This window comes from Phenylobacterium sp. FG114, assembly GCF_057809855.1.
The window spans coordinates 245,268-262,386 of record NZ_JBMDKU010000004.1 but is presented as its reverse complement, the minus strand read 5'-3'; the positions used below and the strand labels follow the sequence as shown (position 1 = coordinate 262,386).

General features: G+C 69.3%; 15 protein-coding genes. 9 read left to right on the top strand and 6 right to left on the bottom strand.

Going from position 1 to position 17,119, the window contains the following annotated elements; all coding sequences use genetic code 11:
• The 3 genes from rfaD to ACODSY_RS08835 are packed head-to-tail and all read left to right on the top strand — an operon-like array spanning position 1 to position 3,126.
• Positions 1-1,002, top strand: coding sequence for an ADP-glyceromanno-heptose 6-epimerase (rfaD, locus tag ACODSY_RS08845; protein WP_488951346.1), 1,002 nt, complete (start codon positions 1-3; stop codon positions 1,000-1,002).
• 2 nt (positions 1,003-1,004) lie between these two features.
• A complete protein-coding gene (locus ACODSY_RS08840; protein ID WP_488951345.1) occupies positions 1,005-2,099 on the top strand; it encodes a DUF3089 domain-containing protein in 1,095 nt (364 codons plus the stop codon).
• Between the two features lie 31 nt (positions 2,100-2,130).
• Complete coding sequence (locus ACODSY_RS08835; protein ID WP_488951344.1) at positions 2,131-3,126, top strand: NADP-dependent oxidoreductase; 996 nt, start codon at positions 2,131-2,133, stop codon at positions 3,124-3,126.
• Here the strand turns inward: ACODSY_RS08835 and ACODSY_RS08830 are convergent.
• Both ACODSY_RS08830 and recG read right to left on the bottom strand, forming a co-directional pair.
• Positions 3,123-3,473 carry a YciI family protein gene (locus tag ACODSY_RS08830; protein WP_488951343.1) on the bottom strand — a complete coding sequence of 117 codons (351 nt, stop codon included), beginning with the start codon at positions 3,471-3,473 and terminating at the stop codon, positions 3,123-3,125. The two genes, ACODSY_RS08835 and ACODSY_RS08830, sit on opposite strands and share 4 nt — an antisense overlap.
• 69 nt (positions 3,474-3,542) lie before the next feature.
• Entirely contained in the window at positions 3,543-5,618 is a 2,076-nt protein-coding gene (gene recG / locus ACODSY_RS08825) for an ATP-dependent DNA helicase RecG (RefSeq protein WP_488951342.1), read from the bottom strand.
• Positions 5,619-5,677: 59 nt separating this feature from the next.
• On the opposite strand from recG, the gene ACODSY_RS08820 reads away from it, so the two are divergent.
• Genes ACODSY_RS08820 through ACODSY_RS08810 form a run of 3 tightly spaced genes read left to right on the top strand, consistent with a single transcriptional unit; the run spans position 5,678 to position 9,931 of the window.
• Positions 5,678-5,989 carry an FAD assembly factor SdhE gene (locus ACODSY_RS08820; RefSeq protein WP_488951341.1) on the top strand — a complete coding sequence of 104 codons (312 nt, stop codon included), beginning with the start codon at positions 5,678-5,680 and terminating at the stop codon, positions 5,987-5,989.
• A 28-nt stretch (positions 5,990-6,017) separates the two neighbouring features.
• Positions 6,018-9,470 (top strand): transcription-repair coupling factor, encoded by a 3,453-nt coding sequence (mfd, locus tag ACODSY_RS08815; protein ID WP_488951459.1) that lies wholly within the window; start codon positions 6,018-6,020, stop codon positions 9,468-9,470.
• A gap of 53 nt (positions 9,471-9,523) precedes the next feature.
• Positions 9,524-9,931 carry a hypothetical protein gene (locus ACODSY_RS08810; protein ID WP_488951340.1) on the top strand — a complete coding sequence of 136 codons (408 nt, stop codon included), beginning with the start codon at positions 9,524-9,526 and terminating at the stop codon, positions 9,929-9,931.
• Here ACODSY_RS08810 and ACODSY_RS08805 read toward each other — a convergent pair whose 3' ends face one another.
• Together ACODSY_RS08805 and ACODSY_RS08800 are read right to left on the bottom strand one after the other, a co-directional pair.
• Positions 9,932-10,465, bottom strand: coding sequence for a CcdC protein domain-containing protein (locus tag ACODSY_RS08805; protein WP_488951339.1), 534 nt, complete (start codon positions 10,463-10,465; stop codon positions 9,932-9,934).
• Positions 10,465-11,796, bottom strand: a complete 1,332-nt coding sequence (locus ACODSY_RS08800; RefSeq protein ID WP_488951338.1) for a diguanylate cyclase domain-containing protein — start codon at positions 11,794-11,796, stop codon at positions 10,465-10,467. The genes ACODSY_RS08805 and ACODSY_RS08800 overlap by 1 nt, the downstream gene beginning before the upstream one ends.
• Before the next feature lie 116 nt (positions 11,797-11,912).
• On the opposite strand from ACODSY_RS08800, the gene ACODSY_RS08795 reads away from it, so the two are divergent.
• The 3 genes from ACODSY_RS08795 to ACODSY_RS08785 all read left to right on the top strand — a co-directional run bounded on the left by ACODSY_RS08795 (position 11,913) and on the right by ACODSY_RS08785 (position 15,043).
• Complete coding sequence (locus ACODSY_RS08795) at positions 11,913-12,677, top strand: SDR family NAD(P)-dependent oxidoreductase (protein ID WP_488951337.1); 765 nt, start codon at positions 11,913-11,915, stop codon at positions 12,675-12,677.
• A 75-nt stretch (positions 12,678-12,752) separates the two neighbouring features.
• A complete protein-coding gene (locus ACODSY_RS08790) occupies positions 12,753-13,883 on the top strand; it encodes a CaiB/BaiF CoA transferase family protein (protein WP_488951336.1) in 1,131 nt (376 codons plus the stop codon).
• 233 nt (positions 13,884-14,116) lie between these two features.
• Positions 14,117-15,043: a YihY/virulence factor BrkB family protein gene (locus ACODSY_RS08785; protein WP_488951335.1), complete on the top strand. Its 927-nt coding sequence runs from the start codon at positions 14,117-14,119 to the stop codon at positions 15,041-15,043.
• Between the two features lie 108 nt (positions 15,044-15,151).
• Here the strand turns inward: ACODSY_RS08785 and ACODSY_RS08780 are convergent, their stop codons facing one another.
• Together ACODSY_RS08780 and ACODSY_RS08775 are read right to left on the bottom strand one after the other, a co-directional pair.
• Positions 15,152-15,388 (bottom strand): sulfurtransferase TusA family protein, encoded by a 237-nt coding sequence (locus ACODSY_RS08780; protein WP_488951334.1) that lies wholly within the window; start codon positions 15,386-15,388, stop codon positions 15,152-15,154.
• Between the two features lie 88 nt (positions 15,389-15,476).
• Positions 15,477-17,039, bottom strand: coding sequence for a pilus assembly protein TadG-related protein (locus ACODSY_RS08775; RefSeq protein ID WP_488951333.1), 1,563 nt, complete (start codon positions 17,037-17,039; stop codon positions 15,477-15,479).
• Between the last annotated feature and the right edge of the window lie 80 nt (positions 17,040-17,119).

Below are 17,119 nucleotides of genomic sequence, written 5' to 3'. Positions count from 1 at the left end.
ATGACAAGGCGTATCGTCTTCGTCACCGGTGGCGCGGGCTTCATCGGCTCGAACATCGCCGCGAAGCTGGCCGAGGATCGCGACCTGGACGTCGTGGTCTGCGACCGGCTGCACGAGGCGGAACTGGGCAAGTGGCGCAACATCGCCAAGACGCCGATCGGCGACTTCGTGGCGCCCGAAGACATGTTCGACTGGCTGGAGAAGCGCTGGCGCGACATCGAGCTGGTGGTGCACATGGCCGCCGTTTCGTCGACGACCGAGCCGGACGCGGACAAGATCGTCCACTCGAACTTCACGCTGAGCCGTGACCTGTTCCGCTGGTGCGCCGACCGGCAGCGGCGGCTGGTCTACGCCTCGTCGGCCGCCACCTATGGGGCGGGGGAGCATGGCTTCGACGACGACAACGACTACGAGGCGCTGGCCGCGCTCAGGCCGCTGAACACCTATGGCTGGTCGAAGGCGCTGTTCGACCTGTTCGCGGTGCGCCAGGCCAATCGCGACTACGCGCCGCCGCAGTGGGTGGGGCTGAAGTTCTTCAACGTCTATGGGCCGAACGAGGAGCATAAGCACTCGATGAAGTCGGTGGCCTCGCAGATCTGGCCGAAGGTGCGCGAGGGCCATGCGGTGCAGCTGTTCAAGAGCTATCGGCCGGACGTGCCCGACGGCGGCCAGAAGCGCGACTTCGTCTATGTCCGCGACGCGGCCGACGTGATCCGCTGGCTGTTCGAGACCCCGCAGGTGAACGGCATCTACAACCTGGGCTCTGGCCAGGCGCGGACGTTCGAGGACATGGCGCGGCAGGTGTTCGAGGCGGCGGGCAAGAACGCCCAGATCGAATACACGCCCATGCCGCCGGCCATCCGCGACAAGTACCAGTACTTCACCGAGGCGAAGATGGAGCGGCTGGCCGAGGCCGGCTACGCGGCTCCGCTCACGCCGCTTGAGGAGGGGATCGGCGACTATGTCGGCCGCTTCCTGAGCCAGCCGGACCCCTATCGCTAGCCATGGCGGACCGGCCGGCCCGGCAGCGAACGCGCTGGTGGCTGGCCACCCTGCTGAGTGCTGCGCTGGTGCTGGTGATCGGCGTCATCGTCTTCTGGGGCGACCTGGTCTCGACGGCGCTGGACCCCAAGGTGCCGTTCCAGACCTATGAGCCGCCGCCGGGGCCGGACTATTCGAAGTCGGCGGCCTGGTACCTGCGCCCGAAGCCGGGCGGGGACCTGCGGGCGGACGTGTTCTTCGTAGCGCCCACCACCTATGACGGCGGCCGCAACTGGAACGCCCGGCTGAACGCGCGCAAGGCCAACCGGCAGTTCGAGACCGTGATGGCGCCCAACTATGTGGGCCCCTTCGTGAGCGTCGGCCGGGTCTTCGCCCCGCGCTATCGCCAGGCCAGCCTCTACAGCCTCACCACCCTGCGCGAGGACGCCCGCGAGGCCCGCCAGTTCGCCTATGGCGACGTGCGCGACGCCTTCCGCTGGTACGTCGACCAGGACAACGGCGGCCGACCCTTCATCATCGTGGGGGTGGAGCAGGGCGGCACCCTGGCCAGCCGGCTGCTGGCGGAGGAGGTGGCGCGCGACCCGGTGCTGCAGAGCCGGCTGGTGGCCGCCTACCTGATCGACACGGTCGTTCCGGCCGATGCGCCGCCGATCCCGCCCTGCGTGCAGAAGGGCCAGGCCGGCTGCCTGGCCGCGTGGGCGCGCGTGTACGAGGGCGACTTCGACGCCGGCAAGCGGCTGCTGGACCGGGCGCTGGTGTGGAACGAGCATGGGGAGCTGGCGAACCTGTCGCCGCGGCCGGCGCTCTGCTTCAACCCCCTGCTGGGGGCCGTGTCCGACCAGCCCGCGCCCGCCCGCCTCCACCTGGGCGCGGCCAACGCCACGGGTCTGGAGTGGGGCGCGCGTCCGGCCTTCATGGCCCGCCAGGTGGCGGCGCGGTGCGAGCGCGGCGTGCTGGTGGTCAGCCATCCCAAGTCGTCGTCGCTGAAGCCGGGCGGCGACTGGGCCGATCGCCGGAAGGTCCCGGGCTTCAACCTGTTCTACGCCGACCTGGAGGCCGACGCGAAGGAGCGGCTGGCGGCCTGGCTGGCGCGGTGACAAGGTCGTTCCAAAGAGCCTGGAGAACGCCGTGACCAATCGCCAGATCGTGCTGGACCGCCTGCCGCAGGGCGACAAGCTGGCCCCGGACCACTTCGCCCTGTCGACCAGCGAGCGGCCGACGCCCGGCGAGGGCGAGGTGCTGCTGAAGACCCGCTACATCTCGCTGGACGCCGCCAACCGGGCCTGGATGCAGGGCGCGACCTACCGCGCCGCGCTGGGCGCGGGCCAGGTGATGGCGGGCGGAGGGCTCTCCGAAGTGGTTGAGTCCCGCGTTGACCACCTCAAGCCGGGCGACCTCGTCTTCGCCGATACCGGCTGGCAGGAGTATGCCGCATTGCCGGGCAAGCCCCTGAAGAAGCTGCCTGACCTGAAGCCCGAGACCCATCTGCTCAGCGTCTACGGCGTGGCGGGCCTGACGGCCTACTTCGGCCTGCTGGAGTGCGGCCAGCCCAAGGCGGGCGAGACGGTCGTCGTCTCCGCGGCGGCCGGCTCGGTGGGCTCGATCGTCGGTCAGATCGCGAAGATCAAGGGCTGCCGCGTGGTGGGGATCGCGGGCGGCGAGGCGAAGGGCCGCTGGCTGGTGGACGAACTCGGGTTCGACGCCGCGGTCGACTACAAGTCTCCGGAATTCAAGCGCCAGCTCCGGGCCGCCGTTCCGGACGGCATCGACGTCTATTTCGACAACACCGGCGGCGACGTCTTCGAGGCCTGCCTGTTCGCGATGAGGACGCACGGCCGCATCGCCTGCTGCGGGGCGGTCTCGCAATACGACGGCGCCGCGCCGCCGCACGGCCCGCGTGGCGTGCCCGGCCTGATCGTCACCAAGCGGCTGACCCTGCGCGGCTTCGTGGTGATGGACTTCGCCGACCAGAACGAGCGGGCGTTGGCCGATCTCCAGTCGTGGGTAGCCTCGGGCCAACTCAAGGTGCAGGAGGACATCATCGATGGCCTGGAGAACCTGCCCTCGGCGCTGATCGGCCTGCTGGCCGGCGAGAACCGCGGCAAGCGGATGGTGCGGGTCTAGCCGAAGTCGAGTTCGGGGCGCACCTCCACGGTGGCGTAGCGGCCGACCGGGATCCCGCTGGCGATCTCGACGGCCTCGGCCTGGTCCTTCGCCTCGATGAAGATGAAGCCGCCCAGCACCTCGCGGGTCTCGGCGAAGGGGCCGTCCGTCACCGAGCGGTCGCTGTCCGTCCGACGGATCGACACGGCGGTCGACGCGCCCTGCAGGGCGGAGGCGGCGATGAAGTGGCCGCGCCGCTCCAGCTCCTGGTCGTAGGCGAGGGAGGCCTTGTCCAGCGCCTCGCGCTCGGCGTCGGTCAGGTCGGCCATGGCGCCGGGGGCGAAATAGACGAGGCACAGGTACTTCACGGGAAACTCCTCTCGAGGCCTCCCTGGTCGTCCGGGCGGCTTGGAAATCGACATAGTCGCCGAGAAATTTCAGCCGGCGTCGCGCAGCGCCAGCCCGGCCTTCCAATCGAACAGCTCCTGGAGCACCTGCAGCGCCTGGCCGCGGGGACTGGTCAGCTCGGGATCGCGGTTCACGATCAGGCGGGCGTCGTCGCCGGCCACGGCGATCAGGTCGCGGTGCACGAAGGGATCGGCGAAGACGTAGTCGGGCAGGCCGCTCTGGCGCAGGCCCAGCGCGTCGCCGCCGCCGCGCAGCTCCAGGTCCTTCTCGGCGATGACGAAGCCGTCGTCGGTGCGGCGCAGGATGTCCAGCCGCTGCTGCGCCGTCTCGCTGAGCGGCGGATCGTAGAGCAGGACACAGGCGCTCTCGCGCGCCCCGCGGCCCACGCGCCCGCGGAGCTGGTGGAGCTGGGCCAGGCCAAAACGCTCGGCCTGCTCGATCACCATGATCGTGGCGTTGGGGACGTTGACGCCGACCTCGACCACGGTCGTCGCCACCAGCACCGACAGCCTGTTGTCGGCGAAGTCGGCCATGACGGCGTCCTTCTCGGCGCCCGTCAGCTTGCCGTGGACGAGGCCGACGCCGGCTCCAATCACCTTCCTGAGCGCGATCGCCCGCATCTCCGCCGCGGCCAGGTCGCTGACTTCGGACTCGGACACCAGCGGGCAGATCCAGAACGCCTGCGCCCCGCCGGTCACGGCTTCCTTCAATCGGCCGACGATCTCGTCCAGGCGCGGCATGGGCACGGCGCGGGTCGCCACCGGGGTTCGGCCGGGCGGCTTTTCGTCGATCCGGCTGACATCGAGGTCGCCGTACATCGTGAGTTCGAGGGTCCGGGGGATCGGCGTGGCGGACATGGCGATCAGGTGGACGGCCTGGCCCTTGGCCTGCAGCCGCTGCCGTTCCGCCACGCCAAACCGGTGTTGCTCGTCGATCACCACCAGCTGGAGCTTGTGGAAGGCGACCTCGTCCTGGAACAGGGCATGGGTGCCCACCGCCACCTGGGCCACGCCCGACGCCAAGGCCCGCAATTTCTCGGCCCGCGCCGCGCCCTTGTCGCGGCCCGTGAGCAGGACGGCGGTGATCCCGTGAGCGGCCAGCGGGGCGGAGATGGTCTCGAAATGCTGCCGGGCCAGGATTTCGGTGGGCGCCATCAGCGCGCTCTGGCCGCCGGCGTCGGAAACGTCGGCCATGGCGCACATGGCGACCACGGTCTTGCCCGAGCCCACGTCGCCCTGCACCAGCCGGCTCATGCGCTCGCCGGCCTGGAAATCGGCGCGGACGTCGGCCAGGGCGCGCTCCTGGGCGCCGGTGAAGGCGAAGGGCAGGTCTGCCTTCAGCCGCGCCGCGGTCTGGCCGGCTGGGACCTTCGCGGCGGGTTCGCGCCGCCGCGCCGCCTTGCGTTGGGCCATGGCGAGCTGATGGGCGAGCAACTCGTCGTAGGCCAGGCGGCGCCGGTGTCGGCTGAGCGGGGACAGATCCGCCTCGCTCTCGGGCGCATGCAGGCGGGTCAACGCCTCTCGCCACGCCGGAAGCTTCTCACGCGCCAGCCAAGCCGCATCCTGCCATTCCGGCATCTCGGGCGCCTTTTCCAACGCCTCGAGCACGAACTGCCTCACCCGGCGCGCCGGCAGCCCCTCCGTCGCGGGATAGACGGGTTCGATCTCCGGGATGTCGACCGGCTTGGCGGGGTCGGTCATGTAGTCGGGATGCACCATCTGGCGGCCGAATTGGCTCTCCTCGACCTTGCCCGAGACGATGCGGCGCGCGCCCACGGGGTGCCGCTGTTCGATCTGGTCCCCGAAGCGGCCGAAGAACACCAGGGTCAGGAAGCCCGTGGGGTCGGACACCCGCATGCGCCACGGCTGGGCCTTTGTCCGGGGCCGCTGATGCTCCTCGATCACCACGTCGAATGTCATGATCTGCCCGTCCACCGCATCGGCCAGCTTCGCGGGGGTGCGGCGGACGATCGAATGGGGCTGCAGCCACAGGACATCGCGCACGATCGGTCCGGCCACGCGCTCCAGGAGCGGAGCGACGCGGGGCCCCACGCCCTTGAGGGACGTGATCGATGCGAAGAGCGGGAACAGAATCTCGGGCCGCATGCTTGGATCATACCCGACTGGCGCGCAGGCCCGCGCCGCTCTATATCCGGCCCCTCTCGATGACGACGGATGATGCACGGCTCAAGAAACTGAAGCTGCGCGCCTGGCGGCGGGGCTTCAAGGAAGCGGACCTCATCCTGGGGCCGTTCGCGGACAGCCATGTCTCGACGTTCAGCCCCGCCGAACTCGACTGGTTCGAGGCGCTGCTGGACCAGCCCGATCAGGATCTCTACGGCTGGATCCTGGAGCGCGAGGCGACGCCGACCGAGTTTGACGGGCCTTTGATGAACAAGCTCAAGGCCTTCCGCGACGAAGCTCACAAGGGCATCTCGCCGAAGGGGCAGGCGTCCGGGGGGCAGGCCGATGGCTGACGGAAACCGGCCCGACCCCCGCGCCCAGATGCGCCGCGTCGCCGACGATCCCGGCCGGCTGGATCTGGTAGGCGCGCCCGAGGGCTTCGATGCGCTCGTCATGGCCGACGTGGTCAAGGCTCGGAAGGGGCTGTCGGTCTTCGTCGCCCGCGACGCCGGGCGCTTGTCGGCCTTCGTCGACGCCTTCGCCTTCTTCGCCCAGGACGTCGAGGTCCTGACCTTCCCGTCCTGGGACTGCCTGCCTTACGACCGCGTCGGCCCCTCCGCCGGCGTCGCGGCCCAGCGGATGGCGACCCTCTCGCAGCTCGCCGGAGGCCTGGACGCCAAGCCGCGCCTGCTGGTGACGACCGTGCCCGCGTTGCTCCAGCGCGTGCCGCCGATCGCGTCGGTGAAGCGCGCGAGCTATTCGGCGAAGACCGGAAACGTGGTGGAGATCGCCGACCTCGAGGCCTATTTCGCCGTCAACGGCTACAGCCGCGCCTCGACCGTCTCGGAGAAGGGCGAGTTCGCCATCCGCGGGGGCGTGATCGACGTGTTCCCGCCGACGGCCGAAGAGCCGGTGCGGCTGGACCTGTTCGGCGACACCCTGGAGAGCATCCGCGCCTTCGATCCCGAGACGCAGCGCTCGACGAAACAGCTCAAGGAGGTTTCGCTCCTGCCGGTCAGCGAGGCCCTGCTGGACAAGGACGCGGTCAGCCGCTTCCGGACCGGCTATCTGGAGACTTTCGGCGCGCCCGGCGACGACCCGCTGTACGCCACCATTTCCGAGGGCGGCCGGCGCGCGGGAATGGAGCACTACCTGCCGCTGTTCTACCCGGACCTGGCGACGCTCTTTGACTACCTGCCAGGCAACACCGCGATCGCGCTGGACCACCTGGCCCGCGACTCGCGCGACGAGCGCCTGGCGATTGTCCGGGACGCGTACGAGGCGCGCTCCAACACCGAACGCAAGACCCACTACCATCCGCTGGATCCCACCCGGCTCTACCTCGACGAGGCGGAGTGGGACGAGCAGCTCAAGGTGCGTCCGACCCGCCGGTTCTCGGCCTTCAACGAGGCGGAGGGCGAGGCGGTCATCGACATGGGCGCGCGGGCCGGGCGCAATTTCTCGGCCGAGCGCAAGCTGGACAGCGTCAACCTCTTCGAGGCGACGGTCGATCACGCCAACAAGCTCAGTGCCGACGGCAAGCGCGTGCTGTTCGCCTCCTGGTCGGACGGGTCCTCCGACCGGCTGATGCACATGCTGGCGGACCACGGGCTCAAGAGCCTTCCGCTCGCGCCCTATTGGGACGCCGCGAAGGCCGCGGATCCGAAGAAGCCGCAGCGGGTGGTCTTGCCGCTGGACGCCGGCTTCGAGACCGACAGCCTGGCGGTCATCTCCGAGACCGACATCCTGGGCGACCGGCTGGCCCGTCCCCGCAAGCGCCGGCGCGCCGCCAACTTCCTGGCCGAGGCGTCGGCGCTGACGCCCGGCGACCTTGTGGTCCACATCGACCACGGCATCGCCCGCTATCTCGGCCTCAAGACCCTCGACGTCCAAGGCGCGCCGCACGACACCCTGGAGCTCCAGTACGGCGGCGAGGCCAAGCTGTACCTGCCGGTCGAGAATATCGACCTGCTGACCCGCTACGGCGCCGACAGCGAGGGGGTGCAGCTCGACCGCCTTGGCGGTGCGGCCTGGCAGGCGCGCAAGGCGAAGGCGAAGGAACGTCTGCGCGAGATGGCCGACGGCCTGATCCGCATCGCCGCCGAGCGCGCCACCAAGCTCAGCGATCCGGTCGAGCCGCCGCAGGGGCTGTTCGACGAATTCTGCGCGCGGTTCCCGTACGAAGAGACCGAGGACCAGCTCAACGCCATCGGCGACGTGCTGGAGGATCTGGGCGCCGGCCGACCGATGGATCGCCTCATCTGCGGCGACGTGGGCTTCGGGAAGACCGAGGTGGCCCTGCGCGCCGCCTTCGTCGTGGCCATGAGCGGCCAGCAGGTCGCCATCGTGGCGCCGACCACGCTGCTGGCGCGCCAGCACTTCAAGACCTTCTCCGAACGGTTCGAGGGCTGGCCGGTGCGCGTGCGTCGACTCTCGCGCCTGGTCCCCGCCAAGGAGGCCGCCGAGACCCGCGACGGCCTGGCCAAGGGCGAGGTGGAGATCATCGTCGGCACCCACGCCGTGCTCTCGAAGCAGGTCAGCTTCAAGAACCTGGGCCTGGTGATCGTCGACGAGGAGCAGCACTTCGGCGTGAAGCACAAGGAGAAGCTCAAGGAGCTTCGCGCCGACGTGCACATGCTGACCCTGACGGCCACGCCGATCCCGCGAACCCTGCAAATGTCGCTGAGCGGGATCCGCGAGATGTCGATCATCGCGACGCCGCCGGTCGATCGCCTGGCGGTGCGGACCTACATCACGCCCTGGGACCCGGTCGTGCTGCGCGAGGCGCTGCTGCGGGAGAAGTATCGCGGCGGCCAAGCCTATTTCGTCGCACCGCGCATCGGCGACCTGCCCGAGCTGGAGCGGTTCCTCCGCGAGCAGGTGCCCGAGATCAAATTCGTCGTGGGCCACGGCCAGATGGCGCCGACCCAGCTCGAAGAGGTGATGACCGCCTTCTACGACGGCCAGTACGACGTGCTGCTGTCGACCACGATCGTGGAGAGCGGCCTGGACATCCCCACGGCCAACACCATGGTCATCCACCGCGCCGACATGTTCGGCCTGGCCCAGATGTACCAGCTGCGCGGCCGGGTGGGGCGCTCCAAGGCTCGCGCCTACGCCTATCTGACGACGCCCGCCCAGAAGCAGATCACCCTTTCGGCCGAGAAGCGCCTGAAGGTGCTGCAGTCGCTGGACAGCCTGGGCGCCGGGTTCCAGCTGGCCAGCCACGACCTGGACATCCGGGGCGGCGGCAACCTGCTGGGCGAGGAGCAGTCGGGCCACATCCGGGAGATCGGCGTCGAGCTGTACCAGCAGATGCTGGAGGACGCGGTCAACGAGCTGCGCGCTCGCGCCGGCGCCGAGGAGGTGGCCGATCGGGGCTGGTCGCCGCAGATCAACACCGGCGCCGCCGTGCTGATCCCGGACGAATATGTGCCGGATCTCAACGTCCGCCTCGCTCTGTACCGGCGGATTTCCGACGCCGAGAAGGCGCAGGATCGCGAAGCGCTGGCCGCCGAGCTGATCGACCGTTTCGGCCCCCTGCCGCCCGAGGCCGACCAACTGCTGAAGGTGGTCGCCATCAAGGGGCTGTGCCGCGAGGCCAACGTCGCCAAGATCGACGTCGGACCCAAAGGCGCGGTCGTTACGTTCCGCAACGACGATTTCAAGAACCCGATGGGCCTGGTGCAGTTCGTCGCGAAAAACCAGATCGCCTGGAAGGTCCGGCCCGACAACAAGGTCGTCGTGAAGGGCGAATGGGAAACCCCGAAGCAGCGTCTCGACGCCGCCGAGAGGGTATTGGCCGAACTGGCGAAGCTGGCCGGCCAGGCTTAGTGAACCTGAAAGAGGGCGGGACGCAGTCTGCGCCACCCCCGAGGAGATCCGACATGCGTCACGCCGTGACCGCCTTCGCCGCCGCAGCCGTCCTGGCTGGCCTCGCATCGCCGGCCCTGGCGCAGGAAGCCGACGGGCCCGACGTCCGCTGCCTGCTGGTCCTGCAGACCATCAGCCGCGACCCCGCGCAGCGCGAAAAGGCCTCGATGGGCGTGTTCTACTACCTCGGCCGCCTTGGGGCGCGCGGACCGCTGTCGCGGATCGAACCGACCATGCTGGCCGAGGGCAAGAAGCTGACGGCGCAGCAGGCCCAGGTCGAGCTGACCCGCTGCGGCAACGAGCTCAGCCGTAACGGCGGCGATCTGCAGGCCATGAACGCCAGGCTCTCGAAGCAGGTCGGCGCGGCGCCGGCCCCCGCGGCGCCGGCCCCCGCGGCGAAGGCCGCGCCGGCGAAGAAGTAGCTACCCGGCGGCCGCCGACCGGGAGTCGGCGATCATCCTGCGGGCGCGGATCCACCATTCAAGCCGCTGGGCCGAGACAACGCCCACGGCGAGCAGCAGGAAGCTGTCGGTCGCCTCGGCGGCCGTCAGGTGGAGCATCGACGACTCGCCGGCCACGGCGCCCCGCAGGAGATAGCGCAGGCCGAAGATCCCCAGGATCAGCAGCATGCCCAGAGGCGAGACCTTGCTGGTCACCACGTGGGTGGCGGGATCGACCGTGAAGGTGCTGGCGCGACCACGCCACCAGCCGAGGAGGGCGCCCAGCGCCACCGCCGCCAGGTCGAGCGCCAGGCCGATGGGGCCGGGCGGCGGGTTGTGGCTGAACGCCAGCACCGCCAGCAGCATGATGATCGCCGGCGAGATCCACAGCCGCTCGACCCGCAGCGTCCGGGCCCGCGCGTTGCGCAGGATCACCATGGCGACGACGATGAGCGGGATCAGGTAGGTCCAATAGCCGACGCCGGGAGGCATGGCGCCGAAGGTGACTTGGGGCATCAACTGGCCTTGAGCGTATGGGCCATCGCGGCCGCCTGCTCCAAGGCGTAGCCCACACTTTCCGGCGACGCCACTTCGGCGACGCCCAGGTCGAACTCGACGACGAAGGGCGTGGCGCCCTGGCCCGCTTCGAACGCCGTGCAGCCGATCACCGCGGCGATGCGCTCGCCCGCCGCGCGCGCCGCGTGCAAGGGTGTCGCGGGCAGGGCAAGCGCGAAGACCTCGGGCGCCAAGCGCGCGGCCGTGTCCTCCACCCGGACCAGGCGGCCGATCATCGAGCCGATCTGCGGAACGGCGCGGGCGACCCAGCCGCCGGCGCGCGGCGCCTTGAGGTCGGGCTTCTCCGAGACCTTGAGCATGCAGACGCTCAACGGCCGGTTGCGTTCGCGGGCGCTGCGGGCCAGCCGCATCAGGTGGCCCGCGAACAGATCGCGGGTGAACAGGCCGGTGGCGGCGTCCATCAGGCCGGAACTGCGCGCCTGTTCCAGGGCCGCGCGCACGGCCTTCTGGCGGCGGAACGCGCGGGCCAGCTCGACCACGCGCAGCGCCGTCTCGCTCTCGGGCGTCTCGGGCGAAGCCACGTCGGAGATGCCCCGGTGATAAGCCTCGGCCGCCGTGACCGCCGATTCGGCGCGCATGTAGAGCAGCGCGGGCGTGTGGTAGAGGCGGGTGTTGCGGCGCAGGCCCGCGGCGATCGAGAGCGCCTCGTGCGGGTTGTCGCCCGCCCACAGGACCACGGCGTCGAACGGCCGCTCGTGCAGATAGTCGAAGGCCGTGAAGGCGGTGAAGGCGCCCACCACCTCGGCGCCGTTGCGCTGCAAAGCGTTGGAGAGGGCCAGGAACTGCGGCGCGGGCTCGCCGATGGCCAGCACGCGGAACGGATGCGGATCGCTCTCGGGCGCATCCAGGGTGTGGCCACGCTCGGCGAAAGTCTCGAGCCGGACTTCGAACTCTTCCTCCGCGACCGCGGTGCGGACCAGGCTCTCGAGCCGCATGGCGGCCTGGGCCGGATGCAGCGGCGCGGCCAGGGTGAGGTCGTATCCGAGGTCCTTCTGGAACGGATCGAGAGCGCCCATCGCCATGATCGGCAGACGGCGTGGGGCGCAGGCGGCGCGCAGCCGGTCGGCCAGGCCCGCGGCGTTCTCGTCCATCTCGGCGAGATCGACGATGGCGGCCTGGATCTGGAGATCGGAGAGGGCCACGGCGGCCGCGGCTTCGCTGCGCGCGGTGACCGTGCGCCAGCCCAGCCGGTCCAGTCCCTCCGCCAGAGGGCCGGCCGTGGAATCGTCGCGAGCGACAATCAGCACTCGCGCCTGGACCCCTGTCGCCATATCCCCATCCATTCGCGCCCTGATCTGTCCTAAGAGGAATCACGCAGGGCCGGAAGAGTTGTCCCATACCCGCGCGCAGGTTGCGGAAGGGTTTCATTGTCGCAGGAGGGTGCGTCTTGGCTGTTGATTTGACCGGGAAGGTGGCGCTGGTCACGGGCGCGAGCGGCGGTCTGGGCGCTCATTTCGCCCGGTTGCTGGCGGCCAACGGCGCTGCGGTGGCGGTGACGGCGCGGCGGGTCGACAAGATTCAGGCCTTGGCGGACGGGATCAACGCCGAGGGCGGCCGCGCTATTGCGCTCGCCCTCGACGTCGCGGACGCCCACGCGGTCGCCCCCGCCATGGACAAGGTCCAGGCGGAATTGGGCGGGCTCGACATTCTGGTCAACAACGCGGGTGTGGGCGGCGAGGGGCTGGCCCTCGACATCTCGATCGAAGACTTCGACCAGACCTTTGCCGTCAACGTGCGCGGCCTGTTCTTCGCGGCCCGCGAGGCGGCGAAGCGGATGATCGCCGCGGGCGTCGAGGGGCGAATCGTCAACATCGCCTCGATCGCCAGCCACACGGTCCTGCCGGGCCTCTCGGCGTACTGCGGCTCCAAGGCGGCCGTGGCCATGCTGACGAAGAGCCTCGCCCGCGAGTGGGCCCGGAAGGGCATCGCCGTGAACGCGCTGGCGCCGGGCTACATCGAGACAGCCATCAACGACGCGTGGTGGCCGACCGAGGGCGGCCAGAAGCAGCTGAAGGGCTTCCCGCGCCGGCGGTTGATGGACGCCGCCGACCTGGACGAGGCGTTCCTGCTCATGGCCGGCCCCGCGGCGAGCGCCATGACCGGCAGCCTGATCACCGTCGACGACGGCCAGTCGCTTCCGGGGGGCGGCTGAACGGACGGCGGACGGGTTGGCTGACCGAGGGGCAAGCCGCTTAGATCGGCCGCGATAGAGGGAGGAAGTAAGTTCATGCGCCAGGGACCGCTCACCGGCCTGAAGATCGTCGAGTTCGCCGGCATCGGCCCGGGACCCTTCTGCGGCATGCTGCTGTCGGATCTCGGCGCCGACGTCGTGCGGATCGACCGCAAGGGGCAGGGCAGGGGCGCACCTTCCGACATCACCGCGCGCGGCCGCCGCTCGGTGGCGCTCGACCTGAAGACGCCCGAGGCGGTGGAGGCCTGCCTGAAGCTGATGGCCACGGCCGACGCCGTGATCGAGGGGTTCCGTCCCGGCGTGATGGAGCGCCTGGGCCTGGGGCCGGACGTCGCCCTGAAGCGCAATCCCAAGCTGGTGTTCGGCCGCATGACCGGCTGGGGACAGACCGGCCCCTACGCCATGGCCGCCGGCCATGACATGAACTACATCGCCATCACAGGGGCGCTGCACGCCATCGGCACAACGGACAAGCCGGTTCCGCCGCTCAATCTCGTCGGCGACTTCGGGGGCGGGGCGCTCTATCTGGCTTTCGGCCTGCTGGCCGGCGTGATCCAGGCCCGCGAGACCGGCAAGGGCCAAGTCATCGACTGCGCCATGAGCGACGGCGCGGCCTCGCTGATGGCCATGTTCTACGGCTTCAAGGCCGCCGGCATCTGGAAGGAGGAGCGGCGCTCCAACATGCTGGATGGCGGGGCCCACTTCTACGACACCTATCAGTGCAGCGACGGGAAGTGGGTTTCGATCGGCTCGATCGAGCCGCAGTTCTACGCGCTGCTGCTGGAGAAGACGGGCATCAACGACCCGGAGTTCCAGAAGCAGCACGACCGCTCGGCGTGGCCCGCCCTGCGCGAAAAGCTCGCCCACGTGATCGCCCAGAAGACGCGAGACGAGTGGACGGAGATCATGGGCGGCACGGACGTCTGCTTCGCTCCCGTGCTCGATCTGGACGAGGCGCCGAAGCATCCGCACAACGCGGCGCGCGAAACCTTCGTCGACCTGGGCGGCGTGATCCAGCCCGCGCCCGCCCCGCGCTTCTCCGCCACGCCCGGAAAGATCCAGGGGCCGCCCCCCGCCATCGGCGCGCATGACCGCGAAGCGCTGAGCGACTGGGGCTTCTCCGAAAGTGAGATCGGAACGCTGAAGACGTCGGGCGCGCTCGCCTAAGCTGAAGTGTAACAACACGTTATCTGAAAGCGCCGTTCAGCCGCGGTTCAGCCGCCGGGGCGCACCTTGTCCCCCGGATCGGACGTCGCGCTCTCCCGTCCCTCGAAGCGGCGGCCGGCCCGGATGGAAAGACACGCCCATCGGCGGCGCGCCACCTACTAACCCGGGTGGCGCGCCGTTACCATTTGGGCCAAGGCTTACCGGACCTTGAGTCGAGCCCTACTTCCGCGCGCATGAATGTCTCCGATCTGATCCGCCGTCTCCGCGAGCGGGACTGGGATCCCATCCACGGATTGCGGCTGAGCCTGACGGTGCTGGGCCGGTCGCTGACCCGGCTCTGGGGTCGCGACGTGATGCTCTACAATGGCGGTGTCTCGTTCTTCGTCATGCTGGCGATCTTCCCGGCCCTCGCCATCGTGATGGGGCTCTACAGCCTGCTGTCCGATCCGACCCAGGTGGCGGCGCAGGGCGAGGCGATGGCTCGAGTGATGCCCGATGCGGCGCGGCTGATCTTCCAGAGCGAGCTGGTCCGCCTGTCGCGGGCTCCGCCAGAGACGGTCTCGGTCCAGAGCGGCGTCGCGTTGCTGATCGGCGGCTACGCATCGCACCGTGGCTTCAAGGCGCTGCTCGCCGGGCTGTCGTTCATCCATGACGAGGACAAGCCGCGCGGCTTCGTGGGCTTCAACCTCCTGGCCCTGGCGGTGCTGATGGCGGCCCTGGCGGCGCTCGGCATCCTGTCGACGGTGTTCTTCGGCTTTCGGATCCTCGGAGAAACGTTCAACCTTCGGCCCTTGCGCGGAGCGCTGTGGCTCTACAGCGAATGGACCTGGGCCAGCGCCGGCATGACCCTGGGCATGGCGCTGATCTACCGCTGGGCGATGTCGCGCGAGCCGGTGGAGTGGCGGGCGTCCTTGCTGGGTGGCGCGGCCGCCGCGGCCCTCTGCATCTTTGCGTCGTGGGCGCTCGGCTTCTACGTCGAGGACATCGCGGAGCTTGGCGTCACCTACGGGTCGGTCGCCACCGTGGTGATCTTCCTGATCTGGCTCTCGTGGAACGTGAACGCCGTGTTCTTCGGCGGGGCGCTGGCCACCGAGGTGGAACTCGCGCTGCATCGCCGCCGCGTGCCGCTAGCCTCCGAAATGGGCGGCCTTGTCGGGTAGAACCTGTCCGGTTCAGATGGATCCATCTGAGCCTGATAACCAGGCTCCGGTTCATAAGTGTAGTGCGCGTCGGGCGGGTTAGCCGGCTTCCGCTTAGCCCTGACGCGCCTAGGCCGCCGGCTTGACCACGACGAAGCTCAATCCGCCGTCGGCCTCGGCCTGCTCCAGCACCTGAGCCCCGGCCTGGGCTGCGAAGTGCGGAACGTCGATACGGGCGAGGGGGTCGTCGGCGAGCAGTCGAACCCGCGTCCCCGCCGGCGCCGCTTCGAGCGCGCGCCGCAGGCGCAGCGTCGGGACCGGACAACGATGTCCGCGCGCATCCACCAGGATTTCGTCGTCTGCCATGGGCGGCGCATACACCAAGGCCGACGGATACGAAAAGGGCGGCTCCGCGTGACGGAGCCGCCCCAGAAGGTGTCGTTGCCGTCCGCGGCTACTTGGCCAGGTGGAGCGCGGCGATCTGGCCGGCGATGCTCTGGAAGACCGCCGTCAGGGTCGAGGACTTCGTCACGTTGTAGTAGTGATCGCGGTCCGTGGCGCAGGCCTCGAGCAGTTCGCTAGAACCCGCCTCCACCCGGATCGTGTAGATCTCGATGTCCTTGGCCTTCATGTTCGTGCAGAGCAGGCTCAGGCGATAGTCGAGGGCGGCCGTACGCGTCTCGTCCGTGGAGCCCTGGGCCAGGGGCAGGCCGTTCGACTTGATGACGCGTCCCTGCCAGATATAGCCGGTGGCCGCGTAGGTGCCGTCGTTGGGCGTGTCGCGCTGGGCGATCGTGTTCTCGCCGTCCGTCATCAGCACGACGATCTTCTGGTGCTTCGGCGTGTTGTACGCGACGCCGTCCGAGAACGGGCCGTTCGGCGAGAGCGTGTTCCAGCCCCAGGACATCCCGATCGGGATGTTGGTGTTTCCGTCGGCGTTGAGGGCATCAATGTCGTTTCGGATTCCCTGGAAGTCGGTCGACAGCCGCCGCATCTTCGAGACGCCGCAGCCGCGATTGGGGCCGAACGTCGTGCTGAGCGTGGCCTTCTTCGATCCGCCATACTTGGTGATCGAGCCCTGGCGGACGCGCCAGTTCGAGCTGCTCGTGCCGTCGGCGACGTAGTCGTTCTGATAGTCCGAGCCGTAGCCGCTGGTCTTGCTGTCGGGTTCGTCCACCGCGAAGAAGGGCGTGTACAGGGTCGCCGGCGTCCCACTGGTCGGGGCGGTGTCCTGCACGTCGTAGGGCGCCTTGCGCATCTCGACGCAACCGCGCCACGTGGTCCCGGCGGTGGAGAACAGCGTGAAGCGGTTGGCGTGCTGCGTCCCGGTCGAGGTGGTGAAGATCTCGTCGTTGATGGGCGACGCGCCGCTTTGGTCCATCCAGGTCGCGTTGCGGTAGGTGGCGCCGTCGACGCGAACCGTGTTGGAGAACGGCACGAGGGAGATCTTCACCGAGTCGGGCTCGACACTCTTGTTCGAGGCCTCTTCCATCTTGGTGACGAAGTCCTTGGCCGCCTTCTTCATGTCCGCAAGCTTGGTGCCTTCGTCCATCGACCCGGTGGTGTCGAGCACCAGCGCGACCTCGACCTTCACGCTGGCCCGCACGACCTCGCTCGTGGCCCCGATCTCCATGACGCCGTTGTTCAGCAGGCCCGCGATGTAGGGCCGCACCTGAAGTTGGGCCGAGGCGATGACGTTGCCGTTGTCGCCGAACCGGAACGAGCTCGACGCCAGGTCGAAGCTGGAATCGAGCGCGAGGTTTTGGGCGAGATATCGGTCGCCTGCGACCTTAAGGGCTGCGTCGTCCGTCGCGGGCGAGCGCGCGGCGGCCAGGGCGGCGGCGTCCAGCGCATCCTGCAGCTGCGACTTGGCGCTCGTCGCGCGGGCGAGGTCGACCGCGCCCATGCCGGCCAGAACCATCGGCCCCATCGCCAGCGCCGCCACGATCGCGACGTTACCGCGATTGTCGACCCGACTGACGAGCCGGCCGATCCCGGCGAAGCTTGACCTGCGCATGATCTATCCTGCGAGCTGTTGTTATTAACGGTGATGAATATCGCGGGACGGATAATCTCTCCTTAGTCGGGATCGTTAAG

Excerpts from the sequence above, each read along its gene's own strand:
- ACODSY_RS08790 (WP_488951336.1), top strand. The coding sequence starts at position 12,753 with ATGCGCCAGGGACCGCTCACCGGCCTGAAGATCGTCGAGTTCGCCGGC.
- mfd (WP_488951459.1), top strand. The coding sequence starts at position 6,018 with ATGCGCCGCGTCGCCGACGATCCCGGCCGGCTGGATCTGGTAGGCGCG.
- ACODSY_RS08820 (WP_488951341.1), top strand. The coding sequence starts at position 5,678 with ATGACGACGGATGATGCACGGCTCAAGAAACTGAAGCTGCGCGCCTGG.
- ACODSY_RS08785 (WP_488951335.1), top strand. The coding sequence starts at position 14,117 with ATGAATGTCTCCGATCTGATCCGCCGTCTCCGCGAGCGGGACTGGGAT.
- recG (WP_488951342.1), bottom strand. The coding sequence starts at position 5,618 with ATGCGGCCCGAGATTCTGTTCCCGCTCTTCGCATCGATCACGTCCCTC.
- ACODSY_RS08800 (WP_488951338.1), bottom strand. The coding sequence starts at position 11,796 with ATGGCGACAGGGGTCCAGGCGCGAGTGCTGATTGTCGCTCGCGACGAT.
- ACODSY_RS08840 (WP_488951345.1), top strand. The coding sequence starts at position 1,005 with ATGGCGGACCGGCCGGCCCGGCAGCGAACGCGCTGGTGGCTGGCCACC.
- ACODSY_RS08780 (WP_488951334.1), bottom strand. The coding sequence starts at position 15,388 with ATGGCAGACGACGAAATCCTGGTGGATGCGCGCGGACATCGTTGTCCG.
- ACODSY_RS08775 (WP_488951333.1), bottom strand. The coding sequence starts at position 17,039 with ATGCGCAGGTCAAGCTTCGCCGGGATCGGCCGGCTCGTCAGTCGGGTC.
- ACODSY_RS08805 (WP_488951339.1), bottom strand. The coding sequence starts at position 10,465 with ATGCCCCAAGTCACCTTCGGCGCCATGCCTCCCGGCGTCGGCTATTGG.
- rfaD (WP_488951346.1), top strand. The coding sequence starts at position 1 with ATGACAAGGCGTATCGTCTTCGTCACCGGTGGCGCGGGCTTCATCGGC.
- ACODSY_RS08810 (WP_488951340.1), top strand. The coding sequence starts at position 9,524 with ATGCGTCACGCCGTGACCGCCTTCGCCGCCGCAGCCGTCCTGGCTGGC.